We start from the raw sequence: 24014 nt of genomic DNA on the forward strand, positions 1-24014 counted from the left end.
GCTGCTCACAACAGGAGCGAAGATTTGAACGAACGCGGCATTCTCGTGCTGGGCTGGGTCGCCACCGTGACGGCGATCGTGATGTACCTGTCGTACATCGACCAGATCCTGCTGAACCTTGCGGGTCAGAAGGGATCGGTGGTTCAGCCGTTCGCGACGATGGTGAATTGCGCGCTGTGGGTCGGGTATGGGTTTCTGAAGGACAAGCGGGACTGGCCGATCGTCGTGGCTAATTTTCCGGGGGTGGTGTTCGGGGCGGTCGCGCTGGTTACTGCGCTTTAGTGGAGGGGGCAGCTGCTGCGCGGTAGGCAGCGGGGAGGTAACGGCGGACCCTTAAACTTCCTTGTTCTCCCGCGAAGGCGGGAGCCCAGTCTGGGTCCCCGCCTTCGCGGGGAAACAGGGTTGGTTCACGGTAGCTAACCCCAACAGAGCAACCACCCCGGCGGAGGCCGGGGCCCAGTTGGAAAGGTCGCAGTAACTTAGTGCTGCCCTCAGTTAGCAACGTCCCCCAACTGGGCCCCGGCCTCCGCCGGGGCGGTCGCTGCTGCTGAGAGGGGAGTAGCTTAAACCGAAGCCGCCTTCTTCGCCCGCTGTGCCTCAACCAACGCAACCGCCCGCTGCACCGAAGCCTCGATCGACAAAAAGCTCGTATCCAGCAAAGCAGCATCCGCCGCCATCACCAGCGGCGCGGTCGACCGCCCGCTATCCCGAGCATCCCGAGCCCGAATATCAGCCAGAACCCGATCCTTGCTGGCAGTCCCACCCCGAGCCTGCAACTCCGCATGCCGCCGCTGCGCGCGAATATTCGGCGTAGCCTTCACGAACAGCTTCGCATCCGCATCCGGCGCGATCACCGTCCCGATATCGCGCCCGTCGAGGATCGCGCCCCCCTCCTGTGCCGCAAACCGCTTCTGCCGATGCAGCAACGCCGCCCGCACCAGCGGATGCGCCGACACCACTGATGCCAGCGCGCCGATATCGTCATCACGCAACGCCGGATCGCTCAGCAGCGCATCGCTGAAATCGCACGCGGCGACCGCGTCGGCCTCGGTCTCCGGATCGAGCCCCATCCGCGCCACGCTCAGCGCAACCGCACGGTAGAGCAGCCCGGTATCGAGATACGGCAGCTTGTAATGCTTGGCCAAGGCACGCGCGATCGTGCCCTTGCCCGATGCCGCCGGACCGTCGACTGCGATGATCATCTTAATTCCCCCGGCCGGTCAGCGCATCGAGCGACCGGAAGAACACGGGATAGCTCGTCGCCACCGGCGATACATCATCGATCGTGACGGGCTGAACGGCGCCAAGTCCAGCCACGACCATGCTCATTGCGATGCGGTGGTCGAGTTTCGAGGCCACCCGAGCGCCACCGCGAATCGCCGCGCCGCCCGACCCGGTGATCGCCATTCCATCCTCATACTCTTCGCACACCACGCCGCACGCTTCGAGCGCGATCCGCATCGTCGTGATCCGGTCCGATTCCTTGACCCGCAGCTCGTGTGCGCCGCGCGCGACGGTCGTTCCGGTCGCGAAAGCCGCCGCCACGAACAGCACCGGATATTCGTCGATCATGCTCGGCGCGAGATCGGCCGGTACTTCGATCGCAGTCAGCGGCGCGTGGCGAACGCGCAGGTCCGCGACGGGCTCGCCGCCGACGGTGCGCGGGTCGAGCTCGGCGATGTCCGCGCCCATCATCCGCAAAGCCGTGACGATCCCGATCCGCGTCGGGTTCAGCCCGACATTGCGCACGACGATATCCGACCCCGGCACGATCGACGCCGCGACCAGCCAGAACGCCGACGACGAAGGATCGCCCGGCACGACGATATCCTGCGGCTTAAGGTCCGCTTCGCCCGTGATCGAGATAACGCGGCCCCGGTTCGTCTCTTCAACGGTCAGCTTCGCGCCGAACCCCGTCAGCATCCGCTCGCTATGATCGCGCGTCGCAACTGGCTCGATGACCCGCGTGATCCCCGGCGTGTTAAGCCCCGCCAGCAAAATCGCCGACTTCACCTGCGCCGACGCGACCGGCAGCGTGTATTCAATCGGCACCGCCGGACACATCCCGCGCACCATCAGCGGCAGCCGCCCGCGCGGCGACGACGTGATGTCCGCCCCCATCTGCGACAGCGGCTCGATCACGCGCCCCATCGGCCTACCCGACAGCGACGCGTCGCCGGTGAAAGTGCAGGTGATCGGATGGCTCGACACGAGGCCCATCAGCAACCGCGTCGACGTCCCCGAATTGCCCATCTCCAGCGCGGTTTCGGGCTGAAGCAATCCGCCGACCCCGACACCGTCGACGACCCAGATGCCGTCCTCGCCGCGCTCGATCGTCGCGCCCATTGCCCGCATCGCAGCAGCCGTGGCGAGCACGTCCTCGCCCTCCAGCAGACCCTCGATCCGGCTGGTGCCGACCGCCAGGCTCGCGAACATCAAGGCGCGGTGGCTGATAGACTTGTCGCCGGGGACCGCGATCGAACCGGCCAGTGGACCGCGCGCGACGACGTCCATCGAAGTGGGGAGGGGGTGTGCCATGGGGCCGGGCTTTTGACAGTGGCCTTGCGCTATGGCAAGGCGCGCCCACTTTGCGAGGGTATCCCCCCGCAATCCATTCATCCGAAAGGTTCTATCGGCATGATCAAGCCGGAATGGGGCACGAAGCGTTCGTGCCCGAAATGCGCGACGCGTTTCTACGACCTCGAAAAAGCCGACCCTGTGACCTGCATCGAATGCGGGTATGCGTGGGAGCCCGAGCCCATCCTGAAGTCGAAGCAGCCGCTGCCGTTCGAGGTCGCCAAGCCCGACACCAAGAAGCCCGACGCGGATCTCGAGGGTGACGAGGAAGAGGACATCGCCTCGATCACCGGCGAGGACGAAGAGCCGTCGGCGGACGACGAAGTCGATCTCGGCGGCGACGACGACCTCGGCGTCGAGACGCCACAGGACGAGCACGAGCGTTAATCTAAAAGAAATTTGGCAGGCGGCATTTACGCCGCTTGCCAACCCGGGCGGGTCCGGTTAGTGACCCGCCTCCCAACGGGAATGGGGCCGTAGCTCAGCTGGGAGAGCGTTCGCATGGCATGCGAAAGGTCAGGGGTTCGATCCCCCTCGGCTCCACCATTCCTCCGTTGGCCTGACCCGGGTATTGGGTATCTCACCAGCTTTGGTTCGGCTGATCGGTTACCAACGTAACCGTCGCAAATTTTCGCGCGTCTGCTGTCCACGCGCGTTCCGTTCGCCGAGCGTTTCGTTTTCGCGGCGCGTCTGTAGAACGTCACAGCGCATTTAGCAGCGCCCTACCTGTCACCCCGTCACGTCTTCGAACCGGGCGACCTTCGCGGCCGCCCGGTCATCTTCCGCGTCAGTCCTTGAACGGGTCGAGCGGCTTGATCGTGCCGTCGGCGTTGAAGGTCAGTTCGGTCATCTTGGCGGAGCGTAGGTGGTTGCGGTTCGACAGTTGTGTGTCGTGGTAGAACAGCCACCAGCGGTTCTTGAACTCGATGATCGAATGGTGCGTGGTCCAGCCCTGCACCGGGGAGAGGATCCGGCCGGTATAACGGAACGGACCATAGGGGGTGTCGCCCACCGCATAGGCGATGAAGTGCGTGTCGCCGGTCGAATAGGTGAAGTAGTATTTGCCGCCGCGCTTGAACATCCACGACGCCTCGAAGAAGCGCCGGTCGTGATCGCCGGCGAGGATCGGCTTGCCGGCCTTGTCGACGATCTGCACGTCGCGCGGGGTTTCGGCGAACTGCTTCATGTCCGCGGAGAGGCGCGCGACCTTGGGCGCGAGTGCCGGCTTGTCGTCCTGTTTCAGGTCGGTATCGCTGCCGGCCGGATCGAATTTGCCGGTCGCCCAGCGCTGGAGCTGGCCGCCCCAGATGCCGCCGAAATACATGTAGCTCTCGCCGGTCGTGTCGCTGAACACCGCCGGATCGATCGAGAAGCTGCCGCGGATCGGTTGTGGCTCGGCCTTGAACGGGCCGGTCGGCGATTTCGACGTCGCGACGCCGATGCGGAACACGCCCTGTTTGTCGCGCGCCGGCATGTAGAGATAATAGATGCCGTTCTTGTACGCGGCATCGGGCGCCCAGGTCTGCTTCGACGCCCACGGGATCTGCGCGACGTCGATCGCGACCGGATGGATCGTCACCGGACCGCCCGGGCGATCCATGCTCAGCACGCGGTAATCGTGCATCGCATATTGATTGCCGAGATCGTCGTCGGGAATGCCGGCGTCGACGTCATGGCTGGGATAGACATAGATCTTGCCGTTGAAGACATGCGCCGACGGATCGGCCGCAAAGATCGTGGTCACGAGCGGCTGCGCCAGATAGCGTTTCCCCTCGGGACTGCGCGGTTCGGCCTTGGCGACCGAGGTCGACGGAGGGATGGCGCCGGCGTGCCGGGCGGGTATCTGGGCGATGGTAACGCCGGCGGCGAACATCGCGGGCAATACCGCGAACAGCGCGGTTTTTTGGTGGAGGCGCATGCCAGGTAATCCTTCCTAAAACGATCTTCTGCGAGATCTACAGTCTGTGCTTGCAACAGATAGCGCTACCATATCAGCGCGTCGCAACCGGACAAGCGCTGATCGCGCCGACCCCTGCGCGATCGAAACGACTATGGGTATGGTTGCCGCCAACGCGGACGATCATCCGGCGATCGCGCGCGCTGCGTTGCCGCGCGTGGCGAGCCCGAAGCCAGCGTTCAGGAAGCCGAACGCCGGCGACTTGCCGGTGCCGAGCGCGGTGGTGATGTCGCGAATGGCGCAGGATCGCTGCTCTATCGGCGCCAGCGGACCGTGTGCAGGGCGACCGTCGAACGCGATCGCAAACTTTCGATGCGGCGCGGCCGCGGCGGTCACGGGTCCGATCGCCCTTTGTCGGCGAACAGCGTCAGGGGGACCGCCTGGCCCATCACCCGGTAGCCGGCTTCCGATGGGTGGAGGTGATCGCCCGAATCATAGGCGGGCAACAGGCGATCGGAATGTGCGGGGTCGCGCATCAGCCGGTCGAAATCGATCACGTCGTCGAACACGCCCGCGGTGCGGATGAACGTATTGACCGCCTGCCGATCGGCTTCGTTGGCCGCGCTCGGGTGATAATAGTCGTTGCCGCCGAACGGCATCACCGTCCCGCCGATCACCTTGATGCCGTGGGCATGCGCCCGTGCGACGAGCTGGGTATAGGCGGCCGTCACCTGCGCGACGAGGGCGGCATGCCGTTCGGGAGTGGCGGGTGCGTCGCGGGTGAGCACGCCGATATCGTTGACGCCCTCCAGCACGATCGCCCAGCGAACGCCGCTGCGTGCGATCACGTCGCGATCGAACCGAGCGAGCAGATTGGGACCTGTTCCGTCGAGCAGCACGCGATTGCCGCCGATGCCGGTATTGACCACGCCCAGCGCGCGCGTGGCAGGAAGGGCGCGCAACCGCTCGGCGAGGATGTCTGGCCAGCGGCTGTTGTGCTCGGGCAGTACGCCGTAGCCATCGGTGATCGAATCGCCGATCGCGACGATCGTTCCCGGCTTTGCTACTGCGCCAGACCGCGCGCCAGCGATGCCTGCGACCTCGATATCGGCGAGTGCATACCAGTGCGTGGTTGGGAGCGCGCCGGACAGGATGGGGTCTGACACATGTGCGCCCGGCAGTGTGAAGCTCGTCGCGCGGGCGCCTGGATGGCCGGTCTGCGGAGTCGCGGCGGCGGGCAGATAGATGCTGACGGCAAGGTCCGCACCCGATCCCACCGCCAGCGTTACGGGATCCGAATAGATTTCCGCGCCCGCCGGTATCACCGCATCGCCGCGTCCGGCGAACGTCACCGTGGCGCCGCCATCGGTCTGCGGCGTCCCCGGCTTCAGGGCGTGCGCGATGTGCGCAGCGCCGATCGCCAGCGGTTGGGTGCCGAACGCGTTGGAAATACGCACCCTTACGCTGTCGCCGCCGACCGACAGCCGCACGATCTGGCGCAGCGTGATCGCACCGGCCCGATCCATCGGAAGCGCGTTCTCGCCGGTCGAATTCAACTGGGCAGAACCCCAACTCGCGATCCAGTGCGGTTCGGGCCGATTCGCCCCGCCATGGGATGGTGAGGGGCGGCGGGCATCTGCACCCGCGATAAGCAGCGCGCCGACTATCAGCGCCGCGGACCACCGTCTCATCGTCCCACCCCATATGGTCGTCGTTGGCGGTATCCTAGCGCCCGGACGAAGCGGATCGCAAGCAAGCCCGTGTCGCGCGCCACGGTTGCTCGCCTGGGGTTGCGAGCCTTGACCGAGCGGGGCGCGGGCGGCGATTCTACCGGATGGTACCCGTTTCACTGCGGATTGCCCGGGGCATATGGCACTTTCAGCGCCTTGTACCACGCCAGATCATGTGCGGGCGGCGCGACGCCGGGGGGCAGGGGCAGGTGGTTGACGGACATCCAGTAAGCCACGCTTGCATCGCGCCACCAGCGGGCCTCGCGTTCCTGGACCGCGAGATAAGTCGCCGTCTTTGTCCAACGCTCCGCATCGATGCTGAACTGGAGCAAGGCCCATTGTCGCCGCATGGTCGAAACGTAATCAACGCCGGCATCGTAATCGTGGACCATCTCGGCCCACACGGTCCGGCCAGACGCGAGGCGGCGATCCCAGGGGAGATGGTGGAACCAGAGCAGTTCGCGCTCGGGTGTCGTCGCCGGATCGGCCAGGCGGCGCGCTAGAGCAGGGGCGTATTGCGCGACCGCATCGCTGCCCGTCTTCGTCCGATCGAAACCGATCCCGGTCTTGTCGGCGCGGTGGTAATAGACCGGGTTCCACTCCGAGCGTTTGAGGTCGGCAACCCAAGGGCCGGGACCGTAATGGTGGCCCGTCGCCATCAGATGCGCGAGGCCGAGCGGCGTCATGTAATCGACCACCGCCTCGCGCGATCCCATCATCATGCCGACGACCGGATCGACGATGGCGGGCGTCGGCGCGAAGGTCATCGCCGCCCATTCGCGCGCGACCGGCGCGGCGGCGAGCGTCGGATCCCACGCCATCCGCCCGAACGCATACCAGTTCGCCTGATTGAACGTCGAGCCCGCCCAGTCCCGGTCGCGACCGATATTGGCGACGCCGGCCATCCCGGTCAGGGTGTGGCCCTCCGCCACGCCGTCGACGACGTTGGCGACCGTCTCGCCGGGCTTCTGCATCGTCTCGCTTGCCAGCGTCTCCGCGAACAACGGCCCCAGATAGGCAAGGTGCGTGGCGAAGCCGAGATACTCCTTGGTGATCTGGAACTCGATCATCAGCGGCGTCTTCGGCATCGCGCCGAACAGCGGGTGGAACGGCTCGCGCGGCTGGAAGTCGATCGCACCGTTCTTCACCTGGACGATGACATTGTCCGCAAACTTGCCGTCGAGCGGCTTGAACTCGGTATAGGCCTGTTTGGCGCGGTCCTCGGGATCGGTGTCGGCATAGACGAACGCGCGCCACATCACGATCCCGCCATGCGGCGCGACGGCGGCGGCGAGCATGTTGGCGCCGTCCGCATGGCTGCGGTGATAGTCGCGCGGACCCGGCTGGCCCTCGCTGTTCGCCTTCACGAGGAAGCCGCCGAAATCGGGAATCGCGCGGTAGATTTCGTCCGCCTTCGCCTTCCACCAGGCCGCGACCTGCGGATCGAGCGGATCGGCGGTCTTCAGCCCCCCCAGTTCGATCGGTGCCGAGAACCGCGCCGAGAGATACACCTTGATCCCGTACGGCCGGAACACGTCAGCCAGCGCCGCGGCCTTGGCGATGTAGCGCGGCGTCAGGCTTTCCGCCTTGGCGTTGACGTTGTTGAGGACCGTCCCGTTGATTCCGATCGAGGCGTTGGCGCGCGCGTAGTCTGTGTAACGCGGATCGCGGAAGTCGGGGAGCGTCCACCAGTCCCATAGCGACTGACCGGCATAGCCACGCTCGACCACGCCATCCAGATTGTCCCAGTGGTTCAGCACGCGCAGTTTTACGCGCGGTGTCGATGTCAGGTCGATGCTCGCGAGTGAGCCCCCGGTCTGGAGGTACCGCAGCATCGCGAAGCTGCCGTAGAGCACGCCGCGATCGGTGTTCGCCGTCACCAGCGTGACGCGCCGACCCCCGAACGTCGTCGACCGCACCAGATACCCTTCGTCGCCGAGCGTCGCGAGGGGCAGGCGAAGCGCCGCGACGTCGCGGTCGGCACCGGTCGCCAACACAACAGGATGCGCGCTCGTACCGTCGGCGCTGGCGCGTCCGGACAGACCCGCCAGTCCTCGCCGCACCTCGTCTACGGCAACCCGAAGCGTCGGCGTATCGTCACGCCGCTCGACCGATTGCGCATCGCGCTGGAGCGCCGCTGCGTCGTTTGTCGCCAGCGGGCGATACCGCAGCCAGAGGTCGTATCCGTCCTCCGCCTGTGCCGTTCCCGCGCTCGCAACCAGCATTGCCATCGCAACGAAAAGCCTGGCGAACCCCATACGTCTTCCTCTCCTGTCGGCCCACGCCGCATTGACAGCGGCTCGGTTTCTCGGACATGTTATCGCTATCACGACGAAGGCATCGACAGCAATGCCGCGTTGACGACAGGAGAATGCGGGTGCCCGGTACAAGAGTTTCCTCGATCGCGACCACTCGCCGCCGCCTGCTCGGATGGCTGGGCTCGGCATCGGTCGCCGCTCTGGCACCCGGTGTCGCGCTGGCCGCCGACACCCGCGCGATCTACCGCGATCCGCGAGCGCCAGTCGATTTGCGCGTGCGCGATCTGATGGCGCGGATGACGCTCGAGGAGAAGGTCGGCCAGACCATTTCGCTGTGGGCGACCAAGGCCGACGTGATGACTCCCGGCGGTCTGACGTTCGATCCTGCGCGGGCTACCGCGGTGTATCCGGCCGGGTTCGGGCAGGTGACGCGCCCATCTGATCTGCGCGGCGGACCATCGGTGGCGGCGGTGGCAGGCGGCACCGGCGCGCGATTTCGCGGCTCGGACTCGACGATCGCGTTCGTCAACGCGGTCCAGCGCTGGGCACGCGGCACGCGGCTCGGCATCCCGGTGATCTTCCACGAGGAATCGCTGCACGGCTATATGGCGCCCGACGCGACGATGTTCCCGCAGGCGATCGGCATGGCCGGCAGCTTCGACCGCGACCTGATGCGGCGCGGACAGGCGATCATCGGTCGCGAAGTGCGCGCGCATGGCAGCCACCTCTCGCTATCGCCGGTCGTCGACATCGCGCGCGATCCGCGCTGGGGCCGGATCGAGGAGACGTTCGGCGAGGATCCGTATCTGTGCGGCGAGATGGGCGTCGCCGCGGTCGAGGGCCTGCAGGGCGACAGCACGACGCTGGCACCGGGCAAGGTCTTCGCGACGCTGAAGCACATGACCGGTCATGGCCAGCCCCAGGCGGGCAACAATATCGGCCCCGCACCAATCGGCGAACGCGAACTGCGCGAGAGCTTCTTCCCGCCGTTCCGTGCCGTCGTGACGCGCACCGGGATCGGCGCGGTGATGCCGTCCTATAACGAGATCGACGGCTTGCCGAGCCATGCGAACCACTGGCTGCTCGGCGACGTGCTGCGCGGCGAATGGGGATTTTCAGGCGCGATCGTCAGCGATTACGGCGCGATCGAGGAGCTCGACACGATCCACCACGTTGCGCGCGACCTGAACGGGGCGGCGAAACTGGCTTTGGCAGCCGGGGTCGACAGCGCGCTGCCCGACGGCTTGGCCTATCGCACGCTCCCCGCCCATGTGCGCGCGGGGACGGTGCCGATCGCGCAGGTCGACGCCGCCTGCGCGCGCATGCTGGCGTTGAAGTTTCGTGCAGGCCTGTTCGAGGAGTCGGCGGTCGATCCCCGCGCCGCCGATCGCCTGACCGGTAACGCGGAAGCACGCGGCGTCGCGCTGGAGGCCGCCCGCAAATCGATGTGCCTGCTCACCAACGACGGCACGCTGCCGCTTGCACCCAAGGGCAGGATCGCGGTGATCGGGCCGAATGCGGCGATCGCGCGGCTCGGCGGCTATTCCGCACCGCCACGCCAGACGGTGTCGCTGCTCGACGGCGTACGCGCGCTGGTCGGCGGCGCGGCGACGATCGTCCATGCGCAGGGCGTGTTCATCACCCAGAGCGAGGACCGGTCGCAGGACGCGGTGCTGCTCGCCGATCCCGCCAAGAACCGCGCGCTGATCGCCGAAGCGGTCGAGGTCGCGCGCGAAGCCGATACGATCATCCTGGCGATCGGCGATACCGAGCAGACCAGCCGCGAGGGGTTCTCGGCCAATCATCTGGGCGACCGCACGACGCTCGACCTGGTCGGCGAGCAGAATGCGCTGTTCGACGCGCTGCATGCGCTCGGCAAGCCGATCGTGATCGCCGCGATCAACGGGCGTCCGCCGAGCTGGCCGGGCGTCATCGCGAAGGCGAACGCGGTGCTCGAATGCTGGTATCCGGGGCAGGAGGGCGGCACCGCGATGGCCGAGGCGCTGTTCGGCCGGATCAATCCCGGCGCCAAGCTGCCGGTCACCGTGGTACGCGAAGTCGGGCAGGTGCCGTTCTACTACAACCGCAAGCCATCGACGCAGCGCGGTTACCTGTTCGCGGAGACGGCGCCGCTGTTCCCGTTCGGCCACGGCCTCAGCTACACGCGCTTCGACATCGGCGCACCGCGGTTGTCGGCGGCGAAGATCGGCATCGCGGGCAGCGTCGGGGTCGAGGTCGACGTCGCCAATGTCGGGCAGCGTGCTGGCGACGAGGTCGTACAGATCTACGTCCGCGATCAGGTCTCGTCGGTGGCGCGACCGGTGATGGAGTTGAAGGGGTTCGAACGCGTGACGCTCGCGCCCGGTGAGCGGCGAACCCTGCGCTTCACGCTCGGCCCGGATGCGTTCGCTCTGTGGGACGTCGACATGCGTGAGGTCGTCGAGCCGGGCCTGTTCACGATTATGGCTGGACCGAGTTCGGCACAGCTGAAGACCGCCATTCTCGAAATCGCCTGAGGGACCGCTTATGCCCAGGATCGTCAGTGCCCGCGTCATCGTCACGTCACCCGGGCGGAACTTCGTCACGCTCAAGATCGAGTGCGACGACGGCACCACAGGGCTAGGCGACGCCACGCTTAATGGCCGCGAGCTGAGCGTTGCCAGCTACCTGACCGATCATGTCGTGCCGTGCCTGATCGGCCGCGACGCGCACCGGATCGAGGACATCTGGCAGTATCTTTACAAGGGTGCTTACTGGCGCCGAGGTCCGGTGACGATGGCAGCGATCGCTGCGGTCGACACGGCATTGTGGGACATCAAGGGCAAGCTTGCGGGGATGCCAGTGTACCAGTTGCTCGGCGGTGCGGCGCGCGATGCGTGCATGGTCTACGCGCACGCCAACGGCACGACGATCGAGGATACGATCGCGGTCGCCAAGGCGGAGCAGGCCAAGGGCTACAAGGCGATCCGGCTGCAATGCGGCGTGCCGGGGCTCGCCTCGACCTACGGCGTTGCCAAGCACGGCGCGCGCTACGAACCCGCCGATGCCGACCTGCCGAGCGAAAGCGTGTGGTCGACCGAGAAATATCTCCGCGTCGTCCCCGAACTGTTCAAGGCTGCGCGCGAGGCGATGGGCTGGGACGTGCATCTGCTCCACGACATCCACCACCGGCTGACGCCGATCGAGGCGGGACGGCTCGGCAAGGCGCTCGAGCCATACAACCTTTTCTGGATCGAGGACCCGACGCCGGCCGAGAACCAGGACGCGTTCAAGCTGATCCGGAATCATACGACGACGCCGATCGCGGTGGGCGAGGTGTTCAATTCAATCTGGGACGCGAAGGACCTGATCCAGAACCAGCTGATCGACTATATCCGCGCGACCGTCGTCCACGCCGGCGGCATCACGCACCTGCGCCGGATCGCGTCGCTCGCCGATCTCTATCAGGTGCGGACCGGGTGCCACGGCGCGACCGACCTGTCGCCGGTGGCGATGGCGGCGGCGCTGCATTTCGGGCTGTCGGTACCCAATTTCGGCGTGCAGGAGCATATGCCGCACACCGACGAGACCGATGCGGTCTTCCCGCATGCATACACCTTCGACGACGGCATGATGCATCCGGGGGAGGCACCGGGGCTCGGGGTCGACATCGACGAGGGTCTCGCCACGACCTACGAGTATAAGCGCGCCTATCTCCCGGTAGCGCGTCTCGAGGACGGCACGCTGTGCAACTGGTGACCGCCGCCGCCGCGACCGCGAAGCCGCGCGGCAAAGTGCGGTGGAGCGTCTGCGCGCTGCTCTTCGCCGCCGTCGCGCTCAGCTACATCGACCGGCTCGTGCTGCCGGTGCTCAAACCAGAACTCCAGGCGCGCTACAACTGGAGCGAGCAGGGCTATGCCGATCTCGCGATCGCGTTCCAGGCTGCGTACGGCATCGCCTATGTATTGTTCGGGCGGTTCGTCGACCGGGTCGGCGCGAAGATCGGCTATGCGGTTGCGGTGACGCTGTGGACGATCGGGCATGTCGCGCACGCGCTGTTCACCAGCGCCGGCATGATGATCTTCGCGCGTATCCCGCTCGCGATCGGCGAGGCCGGCGCGTTCCCCGCCGCGTTGGCCGCCGCGAACGAATGGTTTCCGCAACGCGAGCGCGCGCTGGCGATCGGCATCTTCAACGCGGGCTCGAACGTCGGGGCGATCCTCACGCCGTTGATCGTGCCGGTGATCGCGGTAACGTTCGGCTGGCGGATGGCGTTCATCGCGACCGGCGCGCTGACCGTGATCTGGCTGGTGGCGTGGCTCGCCTTCTACCGATCGCCGCGCAAGCATCCGCGCGTCACGCCCGAGGAACTGGCGTGGATCGAGGCCGATCCCGTACCCGCCGCCAAGCCGGTCCGCTGGCGCACGCTGCTGCGGTTGCGACAGACCTGGGCATATATGCTCGGCCGCTTCCTGATCGATCCGGTATGGTGGACGTTCCTGTTCTGGCTGCCCGACTTCTTCAACCGACAATACGGCGTGAAGATGCTCGATTTCGGCCCGCCGCTGGTCGCCGTGTACGTGCTGGCGGATGTCGGATCGGTCGCGGGCGGCTGGTTCTCGTCGCGGCTGCTGGCACGCGGCCAGACGCCCAATCGCGCGCGCAAGACCGCATTGTTCGCCTGCGCGCTGTTCGCGTTGCCGATCATCTTCGCCGCGCAGGCACCGGGACTCTGGTGGGCAGTTGCGGCAATTGGACTAGCGTGCGCATGCCATCAGGGCTTCTCCGCCAACGTGTACGCGATCCCCGGTGATCTGTTCCCGCGCGGCGTGGGCGGATCGGTGATCGGTCTCGGTGGCCTGGCCGGCGCGTTCGGCGGGATGTTGATGGCCAAGTTCGCCGGCACGATACTCGCTGGGGTGGGCAGCTATGGGCCGATCTTCGTCGTCGCCGGCTGCGCGTATCTGGTCGCGCTGCTCGTGATCCATCTGCTCGTGCCGCATTATACGCCGGTCGATCCGGCTGTGCTTGCCTGAACCGCTTGCGGGCAGACATACGACGCGATCGGCGCGAACCTGCCAAAGTATCCATAGCGAGGCGTATGTTCGGCGCTGCGCCGCTAGGGAAGCGGCGTTCAGTCAGACGGTGCCTGTTCCAGTATCGTTGATCTCGATCAACGTTTCTTCAACCGTGGATATGCGAGCGACAAATCGAGACCCCCTACTAAGGTCGTATACCGAGTCAGCCCCTCTGCATTCTTGTGCGGCTGCGAACGTTGAACGGCGCTTGAGACATGATTATCGACATACTCTAAATTTCGATTGGTATGCCTATGCTAATGCTGAACAATCTTTGCATGTCATGATTTCGCAGTTGCAGCATCTGAAGAAATGAACTCGTTCACCCAGATTAACATTGATAAGAATACACCCATTACCAATCCTCTCCCTGCTTGAAAGATGCTTGCCATCATTGTGTCAGGCTTTATGGTAGCGCTCGCACATGCCGACATAAAGATCGGCGGGGCGACTACGCGGTCAGTGCGATCGCGATCAAGAGGGGACGAACATGAAGGCTGGAAGTCTATCGTCGGCGCTCGCGCGCTCGGCATCCGTGGTGGCGGTTGCCACGTGTCTTACGCTATCGGGTGTAGCTTGGGGCCAGGCGCAGACGGGCGCTGACGCGACCAACGCCCAACCGACGACCGCACCGGGAACGACCGCCGATCCGGCCGCCGAAGCGGGCCAGTTGACCACCCCGCAAACCGCACCCTCTTCGGAATCCGCGCTGGCGGCGCAGACGCCCGGCAGCGACGAGATCGTCGTGACCGGCGTCCGCGCCAGCCTTGAGCGGTCGATCGCCATCAAGCGCAACTCGACCGGTATCGTCGACGCTATTTCCGCCGAGGATATCGGCAAGTTTCCCGATACCAACCTCGCCGAATCGTTGCAGCGGATTACCGGCGTATCGATCAACCGCACCAACGGCGAAGGCGCACTGGTTACCGTCCGCGGGTTTGGACCGAGCTACAACCTGGTCACGCTCAATGGTCGCCAGCTCGCGACCGCCAACGTGCAGGTGGTCGGCGGCGATCAGAATTCGGACAGTGCGCAGGGTGCAAGCCGTTCGTTCGACTTCTCGAATCTAGCGTCGGAGGGTGTCCGCACGCTGGAGGTCTACAAGACCGGCCGCGCTTCGGTGCCGACCGGCGGCATCGGCGCGACGATCAACGTCGTCACGCGTCGTCCGCTCGACGGCAAGGGCGGGCTGACCGGCAGCATCGGTGCGAAGGGCGTGTACGATACCAGCACGGACGGCTGCCTCGATTGCGGCTCGAAGGTGACGCCGGAGCTGTCTGGCGTGCTGAGCTGGGCCGACCCGACCGACCGGTTCGGCGTGTCGCTGTTCGGCAGCTACCAGAAGCGCAACTTCACCTCGATCGCGGCGACGTCCAACGACTGGAACGTCCAGTCGTATACGGACTTCCTGGCGGGCGGTTTCGTCAAGGGCGATGGCAGCACGAAGATCACGGGTGCGCCGACCAATCCGAACCAGCTCGTCGCGTTCCCCAATGATAGTCGCTACCATTATGCTGAGGGCAGCCGCGAGCGCATCAACGGCCAGGCGGTGGTCCAGTTCAAGCCGATCGAGACGCTCACGCTGACCGCGGACGCGTTGTTCGCCCAGAACACGCAGAAGGAAATCCGCTCGGATCTGTCCAATTGGTTCAGCCGGCCGTTCGACGAGGTCCGGTTCGACGCCAATCCCGTGGTCGCCACCGCAAATTATCTGCACGAGACGATCAACGGCGCGAAGGACGAAGGGTTCGAGGCGCAGAACCGCGGCCAGAAGAGCCGGATCCAGGATTTCGGTCTGAACGGAAAGTGGGAAATTACCGACAACTTCACGTTCAACCTCGACGGCCATTACAGCAAGGCATCCAGCCGCCCCGACAATCCCAACGGCAAAAGCTCGACGCTGGTCGGCATGGCCGCCAACGTCGTCACCGCGCATTCCGTCGATTATACGGGGGCCATCCCGGTACAGGACGTGACCCTCAACGGCCCGCTGACGGTGTCTCAGGTCGGTTCGCAGATAGCGCGCACCTACGCGTCTGCGCAGGATCAGCGCGTGAAGGAACTGCGCGGCGATTTCGGCTGGGATTTGGGCGGCGGCAGTCGCTTCGATTTCGGCGGTAATTATCGCGATACCAACATGCACCAGACGCGGACGTCGATGCAGCAGACTCTGGGCGACTGGGGCATCACCAGTCCCGGCGACGTCGAGAAATTGGCACCCGGTGCGCTGCAGGCGTTCTGTCTGGTGTGCAAGTTCAAGCATTTCGACCCCGGTAACGATCCGGAATCACAGACGGCATTCCGCGGCGATGCCGCTGCCATCTACTCGGCGCTGTCGCCGTTCTACAGCAAGGCGGGAAATGCGGTCGCAACTACCGCAACCGAGGACAACCGGGTCCGCGAGAAAATCTGGTCGGCCTATGGGCAGGTCACGTGGAAGGGGGAACTCGGGCCTTTGCCCGCAACGCTCGTCGCCGGCGTGCGCTACGAGCACACGAAGTCCACGTCGACATCGCTCGTGGCCGTACCCGCTGGGATAAACTGGGTTTCCGACAACGATTATCTCGTCGTGCTTTCGAACCAGAGCAGCTTCCTGACGGACAGCGGGACCTACAATAATTTCCTGCCGTCGATGGATTTTCAGGTCGAGCTGAAGAACAATCTGATCGGACGCCTTTCGTTCAGCAAAACGATCGCGCGGCCGGAATATAGCAATCTGTTCACGTCGACCAGCGTCGCCGGACCATCGCGCCCGATCGCCAATGGCGGTGTAGCGACCGGAACGTCGGGCAACGCGAAACTGATCCCGCTGGAATCGGACAATCTCGATGCGTCGCTCGAATGGTATTACAAGCCGGACAGCTATCTGTCGTTCGGTGTGTTCGACAAGCGCGTCCGCAACTTCATCGGTAACGGCCAAAGCTCGACCACGCTGTTCGGGCTGAGGGATCCGAGCTCGGGTGCTGCGGGAACGCGCTCGGGCCAAGCCAAGGCGGCGTTGCAGGCCCTGGGGGCCGACCAGAGCGACGTCAATCTGTTCGCAATGACGGCGTTGCTCGACCAGACCGGCTCGATCGGCGCGGCGACCACGGTGTTCCAGGCGAACTACAGTGCTACTGCGCGCGCGCTCAACGACGATTTCGTCAAGCAGATCAACAGCTCGCGCGACGTGATCGCCAACGGAACGGATGTGCTCTATCAGTTCCAGTTGACCCAGCCGATCAACAACAAGGACGCCGAGATCTACGGCTTCGAAGCGGCGGGGCAGCATTTCTTCGGATCGTCGGGGTTCGGCGTCAGTGCCGCCTATACGCTGGTGCGCGGCGATGTCGGGTTCAACATCGGGGGGCCGACGACCGAGAACCAGTTTGCACTGCTCGGCTTGTCGGATACGTTCAACGCGACGCTGATTTTCGACAAATACGGTCTGTCGGCACGGATCGCGTATAATTGGCGCGACAAGTTCCTGTCGGGGATCAATCGCGGCAATTCGAAAAATCCGGAGTTCACCAAGTCGTTCGGTCAGCTCGACGCGAACATCAGCTACGACATCACGCCGAGCTTCGCGGTATCGGTCGAAGGCATCAACCTGACCGAAACCAAGCTCCGGACCTATGGTCGCGACGAGAGCGAGCTCTGGTTCGGGCAGGAACTGCGGCGTCGCTTCCTCCTGGGTGGTCGCTTCCGCTTCTGAACGAAAACGACGGGTGACGGGGCGGTCCGAAACGGCCGCCCCGTTCGCTTTCCGGTTGGCTTCGATCCAGCCGGGTCGATGCGCTGGTCGTGCCCTTGGCCGACCCACGGCCATGTCGGATTGCGTCTGGTTCGCGGTCTGGCATGATGCTGCGGAACGGCGATTGCCGCTTGCGGACAGGAAAAAGGCCAGACGTGACGCAACTCGTACTTCTCAACAATATCGACCATCACGATCTGACCGTCGCGATGGGACACGGGCCGGCGTTCGGCGATGCGGTAAACCAGGTTCTGGTCTTCCCGACCGAATGGCAGGATCTGCAACGCGAATATCCCATCCTGTTCCGCCGGAGCGAGGACGGGCGGTTCCAGTCGGTTGTTTTGCTCGGTCTGGACCGCGACGAGAACCTGTTCCTGGGAGACGGCGGCTGGCAGGCCCGTTATGTCCCGGCGCTGCAGCAGCGCGGACCGTTTTCGATCGGCCTGCACCGCTCGAACGAGGGTGACGCCGATGGCGAGCCGATGATCCATGTCGACCTCGATCATCCCCGGATCGCGCACGGCGAAGGGCGGGGCGCGGGACACAGGGTTTTTCTCGAGCATGGCGGCAACACCCCGTATCTCGAGGGCATCACCGAGATTCTGAGACGGATCCATGTCGGCGTGATGACGAGCGACGCGATGTTCGCGGCGTTCGAGGCGGAAGGCCTGGTCGAGCCGGTCGCGCTCGACATCGCGCTCGACGATGCGACGCGCTACACGCTCGACGACCTCTTCACGATCGCCGCCGATCGGATAGCGAGCCTCGACGGTGCGGCACTGGCGCGATTGCACGAGCGCGGGTTCCTGCAGGCCGCATTCTGGGCGATGGCGTCGCTCGGCAACGTCTCGCGGCTGATCGACCTCAAGATCGCCAGGCTCGCGCGGTGAAAGGGGGCCTCCCGCTGCCTGCCGTCCGCACGATCGAGGGACTGCGTCGCGGCGACATCGACTTCGGCGCTCTCGTCGCGGCGGGTGAACCGGTCGTTCTGAAGGGCGTGGCGACCGATTTGCCGCTGGTGGAGGCTGGCCGCCAGGGCGCGGATGCGGCGATGGACTATCTCCTGCGGTTCGATGCCAAGCGCCCGGTGATCGGCTTCGTCGGCGCACCTGCGATCCACGGACGCTTCTTTTACGACGCCGAACTCAAGGGCATGAACTACGCGGGCGGACGCGCGCCGCTGGCCGAATATCTCGACCGGATACAGCGTGGCGGCGACGGTGACGACGCGGAGTCGGTCTATCTTGGTTCGACCGATCTCGACACGTATTTCCCCGGCTTGCGCGCGGAAAACCCGGTCGTCGCGGACGGTGATATCGCTGCGGCCAGCACGCCGCTCGCCAGCATCTGGATCGGCAACCGCACGACCGCGGCCGCGCATTGGGATATGTCGAACAACATCGCCTGCCCGATGGTCGGACGGCGCCGCTTTACGCTGTTCCCCCCGGACCAGGTCGCCAACCTGTATCCCGGACCGCTCGAACCGACACCGGGCGGGCAGGTGGTGAGCATGGTCGATTTCCAGGATCCCGATTACGCCCGTCATCCGGGGTTCCGCGAGGCGCTGGGCACGGCACGCGTCGCGGAGTTGGAACCCGGCGACATGCTCGTCTACCCCGCCTTGTGGTGGCACCAGGTCGAGGCGCTCGACGCGTTCAACGTGATGATCAATTATTGGTGGAACGACGTGCCAGCGTTCGTCGATACGCCGATGACCACGCTGCTCCATGCGATGTTGAGCCTGCGAGACCGTCCCGAGGGTGAGAAACAGGCGTGGCGGGCGCTGTTCGACTATTATGTGTTCGGCCCGGCGGACCGCCCCGCCGAGCACCTGCCGCCGCATGCCCGCGGTGCTCTCGGCGAACTGGATGCCGGCACTGCGCGCCGCCTGCGTGCGCAGATCCTCCAACGCCTCAACCGATAGGATTGCCATGACAGACGGGCGGAAATTGCGGCGCGTGGTGATCGCCGGCGGTGGCACGACCGGATGGCTCGCTGCGGCGGCAATCGCGCAGCAGCTGGGGGCATTGGTCGACGTGACCTTGGTCGAATCGGAAGAGATCGGCACGATCGGCGTCGGCGAATCGACCATCCCGACCGCGCGCGCCTTCCACCGGCTGATCGGGATCGACGAGCAGCGGTTCATGGCGGAGACCGGCGCCACCTTCAAACTCGGCATATCGTTCGAGAATTGGGCGCGGATCGGCGATCGCTACATCCACGCGTTCGGCGAGACGGGCCAGTCGACCTGGATGGGCGCATTCCACCATTTCTGGCTTCAGGCGCGCGAGGATGGCTATGGCGGCGAACTGGGCGACTATTGTCTCGAACTTCAGGCCGCCGACGCCGGGCGGTTCGCCACCGGGAGCGGCAACGGGACCGCGAAGTCCGGCGGCATGCCCGAACTGAACTACGCCTATCATCTCGACGCCGGTCGCTATGCGCGCCACCTGCGTTCGCTTGCCGAAGGGGCGGGGGCACGTCGTATCGAAGGATATATCGACCGCGTCGAGCAGGACGGCGAGAGCGGCGACATCGCGGCGCTGGTGCTGCGATCGGGGGAACGGATCACCGGCGACCTGTTTATCGACTGCACCGGCTTCCGTGCGCTGCTGATCGGGCAGGCGCTCGGTTCGCCATTCGAGAATTGGCGGCATTGGTTGCCGACCGACAGCGCGGTCGTCACCCAGACCGTCTCGGTCGGGCCGGCGGTACCCTATACCCGCGCCATCGCACACGGTGCCGGGTGGCGCTGGCGCATCCCGCTCCAGCACCGCGTCGGCAACGGCCTCGTCTACGACAGCCGCCATCTTTCCGCCGACGAAGCGCAGGCGCGATTGCTCGCCGAGGTCGAGGGCGAAGTGTTGTTCGATCCGCGCCTGATCCGCTTCCAGCCCGGCCGCCGCCAGGATGCATGGCGCGGCAATTGCGTCGCACTCGGGCTCGCCGGCGGGTTCGTCGAACCACTCGAATCCACCGCGATCCATCTTGCCATGATCGGCATCACGCGGCTGTTGCAGGTGTTTCCGTTCGCTGGGAACCATGCGGCGATCGCCAAGCGCTACAACGAACAGGCGGCGGGCGATCTCGAACGGATCCGCGATTTCATCGTCCTGCATTACGTGCTGACCGAGCGCGACGACACCGCGTTCTGGGATGGGTGCCGGACGATGGCGATTCCCGACACACTGCGCGACCGGATCGCGCTGTTCCGCGAAAGCGGGATGGTGTTCCAGGACGGCGAGGAAATCTTCCGCATCGATTCCTGGGCGCAGGTGATGACCGGCCAGCGACTGTCGCCCCGGCAGCATCACCGAATGGGCCAGATCATGGGCGAGCCACGGCTCCGCCAGGTGATGGCCGACATGAAGGCGAACGTCGCACGGCAGGTCGCCGTCCTGCCGACCCACGAGGATTTCCTGCGCAGCTATTGCCCCGCCGATGCGTAAGCCGTCGGCGCGCACTGAAATCGAGCCTGATCGACGCAAGGTGCTCGCCGGCGCGCTGGCGCTACTCGCGACGCCGACATTCGCGGGGGGTGCCAGCGCGGCGGCGGACGATCCGCAGATCCTGCGGTTGAGCCCGGCGTTCGACCGCTTGGTGGCGCGCGATGCCCGGATCTCGGTGATCGCGCGCGGCGTTCGCTGGGCGGAAGGGCCGGTGTGGGTGGAAGATGGCCGATATCTGCTGTTCTCCGACCCGCCCGCCAATATCATCCGACGCTGGCAGGCGGGTGGTGTCGCCACGCCGTTCCTCGAACCGTCGGGGGCGGGCGGCACCGATCCGGCGCGCGTTCGCGAACCCGGCGCCAACGGGCTGGCGCTCGATCACGCGGGGAGGCTGCTGATCGCCAACAGCGGCGGGCGGTCGATCGACCGGTTCGATCTCGTCAGCCGCCGCCGCGAGGTGCTGATCGATCGCTACGAGGGAAAGCGGTTCAACAGCCCGAACGACCTGCACGTCGCGCGCGACGGAACGATCTATTTCACCGATCCACCGTACGGCCTGACCGGGTACGACGCCTCGCCGCTGAAGGAACTCGCGATCAACGGCGTCTACCGGTGGCGACCGGGCGGCGCGGTCGACCTGCTTGACGGCGGCCTGACCCGGCCCAACGGGATCGCGTTGTCGCCGGACGAGCGACATTTGTACGTCTCGGTATCCGACGATTCGGCGCCGCGGATCATGGTGTACGATCTCGACGCATCCGGTCGTCCGCGCGGCAGTCGGATCTGGCTCGATGCGAAACCGATGCAGGCGCGCGGCGGACCGGGCCTGCCCGATGGCATGAAGATCGCGCGCGACGGCACGCTGGTCTGTTCGGTGCCGGGTGGAATGATGGTCCTGACACCGGAGGCGGAACCGCTGGCGCTGGTCTCGACCGGCGCGCCGATCGCCAATTGTGCGTTCGGCGAACGCGGACGGGCGCTCTACATGACCGCCAACGACCGGGTCCTGCGGCTCGCGCTCCAGCCGGGCTGGTCGGACTGACGCGAGCCCCGGACGGCGGCGCGGTTACGGCATCAATCGCTTGCGCCCCTGCGACAGATGCCAGCGCATCGCGAGCGCGGCGCCGTCCGCATCCTGTTCGCGGATCGCATCGACGATCGCGTCGTGTTCCTCCATCATCGCGCCGATCACCTCGGACGCGCGCGAGCGGGAAATGTCGACGCCGGCGCGCAAGATCCGCATCACCGCGTCGTGCAGATGATCGAAGACCGGCAGGAACGCGGCGTTCGCGGTCGCCTCGACGATCGCGCGGTGGAGCCGCCAGTCCTCGTCGTGCGCAGGTGCATTGGATAGCAACGCGGCGCGCAACGCCCCCAGGGCCTGCTCGATCGCCTCGAGCTGGTGGGTCGACCGCCGCTGCGCGGCTAGCCGCGCTGTCTCCGCCTCCAGGACGAAGCGAACTTCGTAGGTGCCGAGCGTCGCTGCGAGCGCGTCCATCGGCATGTGCGATCCGAGCCGTTCCGACGGCCGCCGCTTGACGTAGGAGCCCGCACCGAGCCGTGTCTGGGTGATCCCGTCGGAGGCCAGTCGGGCAAGCGCCTCGCGCACGATCGTTCGCGACATGCCGAACGATGCCGCCAGACGCGTCTCGGAGGGAAGGCGGTCGCCGACGGCAAGGTGGTCGTCGGTGATGATCCCGACGATCGCGGTATAGGCGCGATCGGCCAGCCGCCCCTCGGTCGCGACCGGGCGATCTTCCGGTTCGCCTGGCGCCGAGACTTCGCGGGTCTCATACGACATGGCTGAGCGCCATCACGAAGATCAGGCCGACGACCGATATCGTTGTCTCGAGCAGCGACCAGGTACGGAACGTGTCCGCCGTGCTGGTCCCGACATAGCTCTTCACCAGCCAGAAGCCCGGATCGTTCACATGGCTGAAGAACACCGATCCGGCGCCGATCGCCAGCACGACCAGTTCGGGAGACACGCCCGAACTGGCGACCACGCCCGGCATGATCCCGACCGCGGTGATCGTCGCGACGGTCGCCGAACCCGCAGCGAGGCGGATCGCAACCGCAACCAGCCAGCCGAGCAGCAACGGAGAGATAGCATACATCAGCACGGTTCGCGCGAGCAGATCGGACAGGCCGGCGGTCACCAGTACCTGCTTCAACGCTCCGCCCGCGCCGATCGCCAGCAGGATGGCGCCCGCCGCGCCCATCGTCTCGTGCCACACCGCCTCCTGGATCGCGACGTCGCGCAGCCGCCGTCCGAACAGCAGTGGCAGCGCGATCAGGTTGGTTAGCAGCAGCGCGATGACGGGATTGCTCGCGGCGACGAGCCCGGCCGCGCCCTTGAACGCCGGGACCATCTGGCCGATCTCGCCGACAGCGATCGACAGGACGGGAAGCAGCACGATTAACAACGACAACATCCGCGGCGGCACCGCGATATCGAGCCCGGTATCGGTGATGACCGGCGACGCGAGCCGCACGCCGCGCGTCGTGAACTTCGCCAATAACGGCCCGGCGATCACCGCGGTCGGGATCGCGATCAGGATGCCGTACAGCATCGTGCGGCCGAGATTGGCGCCAAGCGCCTCGACTGCCAGCAACGGCCCCGGATGCGGCGGAACGAGCGCGTGCACCACGCCCAGTCCGGCAAGCGCGGGCATGATGAGACGCAGCTTGGCGGCATCGCGCTCGGCCCCGTCCTTGCCCGTCATCTCCTCCGCCGCTGCGACCACGATCGGCAGGAGCAGGACAAGCCCGGTCTCGAAGAACAGCGGAAGCCCGACGATGATCGCGATACCAAGCGTCGCCCAGGGCGCGGCTCGCGCACCGGTGAGGTTCAGCGCCGCCTTGGCCAGCGACGCGGCGGCGCCCGACAGATGCAGCATCGCGCCGAGCGACAGGCCAAGCGCGACGACGAGCCCGGTGCCGCCGATGATGTCGCCGACACCCTTCTGCACTGCCTTGGCAACATCGGGCAGCGGCAGGCCCGCGAGCAGCCCGACCGTGAAGGCCCCGCACAACAGGCCGATAAACGGATGCAGCCGGCCGCGGACGATCATCAGCACGGCCAGCAGAATTCCGGAGACCGCGGCGATCACCAGCCGGAGGTCGCTACCGATCACGGCGCGCCCGCCACGGAACCGCCGATGGCAATCGTGACCATCGGTGAATCGTTCACTGCGTTTGGCATCCATGCCTCCCCTGTTCCGACGGCGCCTTCGCCTGCCGGTATCTCGATGTCATCTGTAGGACAGGTTTTTTTGCAACGACACAAAAAATGCTTGAATGGTACCGATAT

The 24014-nt window shown here is 65.8% G+C and carries 18 protein-coding genes and 1 tRNA gene; 11 read left to right on the forward strand and 8 right to left on the reverse strand.

From position 1 onward, the window contains the following. Positions 1-24: 24 nt before the first annotated feature. Positions 25-282, forward strand: a complete 258-nt coding sequence (locus tag O6Y00_RS03845) for an SWEET family sugar transporter (RefSeq protein WP_254686751.1) — start codon at positions 25-27, stop codon at positions 280-282. Positions 283-563: 281 nt separating this feature from the next. Here O6Y00_RS03845 and cmk read toward each other — a convergent pair whose 3' ends face one another. Together cmk and aroA are read right to left on the reverse strand one after the other, a co-directional pair. Continuing rightward, positions 564-1202, reverse strand: coding sequence for a (d)CMP kinase (cmk, locus tag O6Y00_RS03850; RefSeq protein WP_056051420.1), 639 nt, complete (start codon positions 1200-1202; stop codon positions 564-566). 1 nt (position 1203) lies between these two features. Next, positions 1204-2538, reverse strand: a complete 1335-nt coding sequence (gene aroA, locus O6Y00_RS03855) for a 3-phosphoshikimate 1-carboxyvinyltransferase (protein ID WP_353441272.1) — start codon at positions 2536-2538, stop codon at positions 1204-1206. 99 nt (positions 2539-2637) lie between these two features. Here aroA and O6Y00_RS03860 point away from each other — a divergent pair, with 99 nt between their 5' ends. Both O6Y00_RS03860 and O6Y00_RS03865 read left to right on the forward strand, forming a co-directional pair. Then, on the forward strand, positions 2638-2964 hold the full coding sequence (locus tag O6Y00_RS03860; RefSeq protein WP_031395784.1) for a TIGR02300 family protein: 327 nt from the start codon (positions 2638-2640) through the stop codon (positions 2962-2964). 83 nt (positions 2965-3047) lie between these two features. After that, positions 3048-3123: transfer RNA gene (locus tag O6Y00_RS03865), tRNA-Ala, on the forward strand. A 241-nt stretch (positions 3124-3364) separates the two neighbouring features. Here the strand turns inward: O6Y00_RS03865 and O6Y00_RS03870 are convergent. The 4 genes from O6Y00_RS03870 to O6Y00_RS03885 all read right to left on the reverse strand — a co-directional run bounded on the left by O6Y00_RS03870 (position 3365) and on the right by O6Y00_RS03885 (position 8429). After that, positions 3365-4495, reverse strand: a complete 1131-nt coding sequence (locus tag O6Y00_RS03870; protein WP_353441273.1) for a glycoside hydrolase family 43 protein — start codon at positions 4493-4495, stop codon at positions 3365-3367. A 162-nt stretch (positions 4496-4657) separates the two neighbouring features. Then, a complete protein-coding gene (locus tag O6Y00_RS03875; RefSeq protein ID WP_353441274.1) occupies positions 4658-4870 on the reverse strand; it encodes a hypothetical protein in 213 nt (70 codons plus the stop codon). Continuing rightward, complete coding sequence (locus O6Y00_RS03880) at positions 4867-6165, reverse strand: SGNH/GDSL hydrolase family protein (protein WP_353441275.1); 1299 nt, start codon at positions 6163-6165, stop codon at positions 4867-4869. The genes O6Y00_RS03875 and O6Y00_RS03880 overlap by 4 nt, the downstream gene beginning before the upstream one ends. Positions 6166-6320: 155 nt before the next feature. Then, on the reverse strand, positions 6321-8429 hold the full coding sequence (locus O6Y00_RS03885; protein WP_353441276.1) for an alpha-glucuronidase family glycosyl hydrolase: 2109 nt from the start codon (positions 8427-8429) through the stop codon (positions 6321-6323). A gap of 176 nt (positions 8430-8605) precedes the next feature. Between O6Y00_RS03885 and O6Y00_RS03890 the strand changes: the two genes are divergently transcribed. The 8 genes from O6Y00_RS03890 (at position 8606) to O6Y00_RS03925 (ending at position 21743) form a co-directional block, all read left to right on the forward strand. Beyond that, positions 8606-10978 (forward strand): glycoside hydrolase family 3 N-terminal domain-containing protein, encoded by a 2373-nt coding sequence (locus O6Y00_RS03890; protein ID WP_435368587.1) that lies wholly within the window; start codon positions 8606-8608, stop codon positions 10976-10978. A gap of 10 nt (positions 10979-10988) precedes the next feature. Next, positions 10989-12200, forward strand: a complete 1212-nt coding sequence (gene manD, locus O6Y00_RS03895) for a D-mannonate dehydratase ManD (protein ID WP_353441278.1) — start codon at positions 10989-10991, stop codon at positions 12198-12200. Then, positions 12188-13477: an MFS transporter gene (locus O6Y00_RS03900; protein ID WP_353441279.1), complete on the forward strand. Its 1290-nt coding sequence runs from the start codon at positions 12188-12190 to the stop codon at positions 13475-13477. Before manD ends, O6Y00_RS03900 begins: the two co-directional genes overlap by 13 nt. A 532-nt stretch (positions 13478-14009) precedes the next feature. Further along, on the forward strand, positions 14010-17213 hold the full coding sequence (locus tag O6Y00_RS03905; RefSeq protein ID WP_353441280.1) for a TonB-dependent receptor: 3204 nt from the start codon (positions 14010-14012) through the stop codon (positions 17211-17213). A gap of 194 nt (positions 17214-17407) precedes the next feature. Further along, positions 17408-18142, forward strand: coding sequence for a SapC family protein (locus tag O6Y00_RS03910; protein WP_353441281.1), 735 nt, complete (start codon positions 17408-17410; stop codon positions 18140-18142). Then, the gene (locus O6Y00_RS03915; RefSeq protein WP_435368579.1) at positions 18139-19176 is read left to right on the forward strand and encodes a cupin-like domain-containing protein; all 1038 of its coding nucleotides are present in this window, start codon (positions 18139-18141) and stop codon (positions 19174-19176) included. Before O6Y00_RS03910 ends, O6Y00_RS03915 begins: the two co-directional genes overlap by 4 nt. A gap of 7 nt (positions 19177-19183) precedes the next feature. Then, positions 19184-20701: a tryptophan halogenase family protein gene (locus O6Y00_RS03920; RefSeq protein ID WP_353441282.1), complete on the forward strand. Its 1518-nt coding sequence runs from the start codon at positions 19184-19186 to the stop codon at positions 20699-20701. After that, entirely contained in the window at positions 20694-21743 is a 1050-nt protein-coding gene (locus O6Y00_RS03925) for an SMP-30/gluconolactonase/LRE family protein (RefSeq protein ID WP_353441283.1), read from the forward strand. Before O6Y00_RS03920 ends, O6Y00_RS03925 begins: the two co-directional genes overlap by 8 nt. A 24-nt stretch (positions 21744-21767) precedes the next feature. Here the strand turns inward: O6Y00_RS03925 and O6Y00_RS03930 are convergent, their stop codons facing one another. After that, a complete protein-coding gene (locus tag O6Y00_RS03930) occupies positions 21768-22502 on the reverse strand; it encodes a FadR/GntR family transcriptional regulator (RefSeq protein WP_353441284.1) in 735 nt (244 codons plus the stop codon). Continuing rightward, positions 22492-23838, reverse strand: coding sequence for a gluconate:H+ symporter (locus O6Y00_RS03935; protein ID WP_353441285.1), 1347 nt, complete (start codon positions 23836-23838; stop codon positions 22492-22494). The genes O6Y00_RS03930 and O6Y00_RS03935 overlap by 11 nt, the downstream gene beginning before the upstream one ends. Positions 23839-24014 lie beyond the last annotated feature (176 nt).

The organism is Sphingomonas faeni (assembly GCF_040407565.1).
In the GTDB taxonomy this organism is placed as follows: domain Bacteria; phylum Pseudomonadota; class Alphaproteobacteria; order Sphingomonadales; family Sphingomonadaceae; genus Sphingomonas; species Sphingomonas faeni_F.

What these genes read in the sequence shown, in the direction of transcription:
- aroA (WP_353441272.1), bottom strand. Translation starts at nt 2,538, where the DNA reads ATGGCACACCCCCTCCCCACTTCGATGGACGTCGTCGCGCGCGGTCCA.
- O6Y00_RS03870 (WP_353441273.1), bottom strand. Translation starts at nt 4,495, where the DNA reads ATGCGCCTCCACCAAAAAACCGCGCTGTTCGCGGTATTGCCCGCGATG.
- O6Y00_RS03930 (WP_353441284.1), bottom strand. Translation starts at nt 22,502, where the DNA reads ATGTCGTATGAGACCCGCGAAGTCTCGGCGCCAGGCGAACCGGAAGAT.
- O6Y00_RS03860 (WP_031395784.1), top strand. Translation starts at nt 2,638, where the DNA reads ATGATCAAGCCGGAATGGGGCACGAAGCGTTCGTGCCCGAAATGCGCG.
- manD (WP_353441278.1), top strand. Translation starts at nt 10,989, where the DNA reads ATGCCCAGGATCGTCAGTGCCCGCGTCATCGTCACGTCACCCGGGCGG.
- O6Y00_RS03920 (WP_353441282.1), top strand. Translation starts at nt 19,184, where the DNA reads ATGACAGACGGGCGGAAATTGCGGCGCGTGGTGATCGCCGGCGGTGGC.
- cmk (WP_056051420.1), bottom strand. Translation starts at nt 1,202, where the DNA reads ATGATCATCGCAGTCGACGGTCCGGCGGCATCGGGCAAGGGCACGATC.
- O6Y00_RS03880 (WP_353441275.1), bottom strand. Translation starts at nt 6,165, where the DNA reads ATGAGACGGTGGTCCGCGGCGCTGATAGTCGGCGCGCTGCTTATCGCG.
- O6Y00_RS03925 (WP_353441283.1), top strand. Translation starts at nt 20,694, where the DNA reads ATGCGTAAGCCGTCGGCGCGCACTGAAATCGAGCCTGATCGACGCAAG.
- O6Y00_RS03905 (WP_353441280.1), top strand. Translation starts at nt 14,010, where the DNA reads ATGAAGGCTGGAAGTCTATCGTCGGCGCTCGCGCGCTCGGCATCCGTG.
- O6Y00_RS03885 (WP_353441276.1), bottom strand. Translation starts at nt 8,429, where the DNA reads ATGCTGGTTGCGAGCGCGGGAACGGCACAGGCGGAGGACGGATACGAC.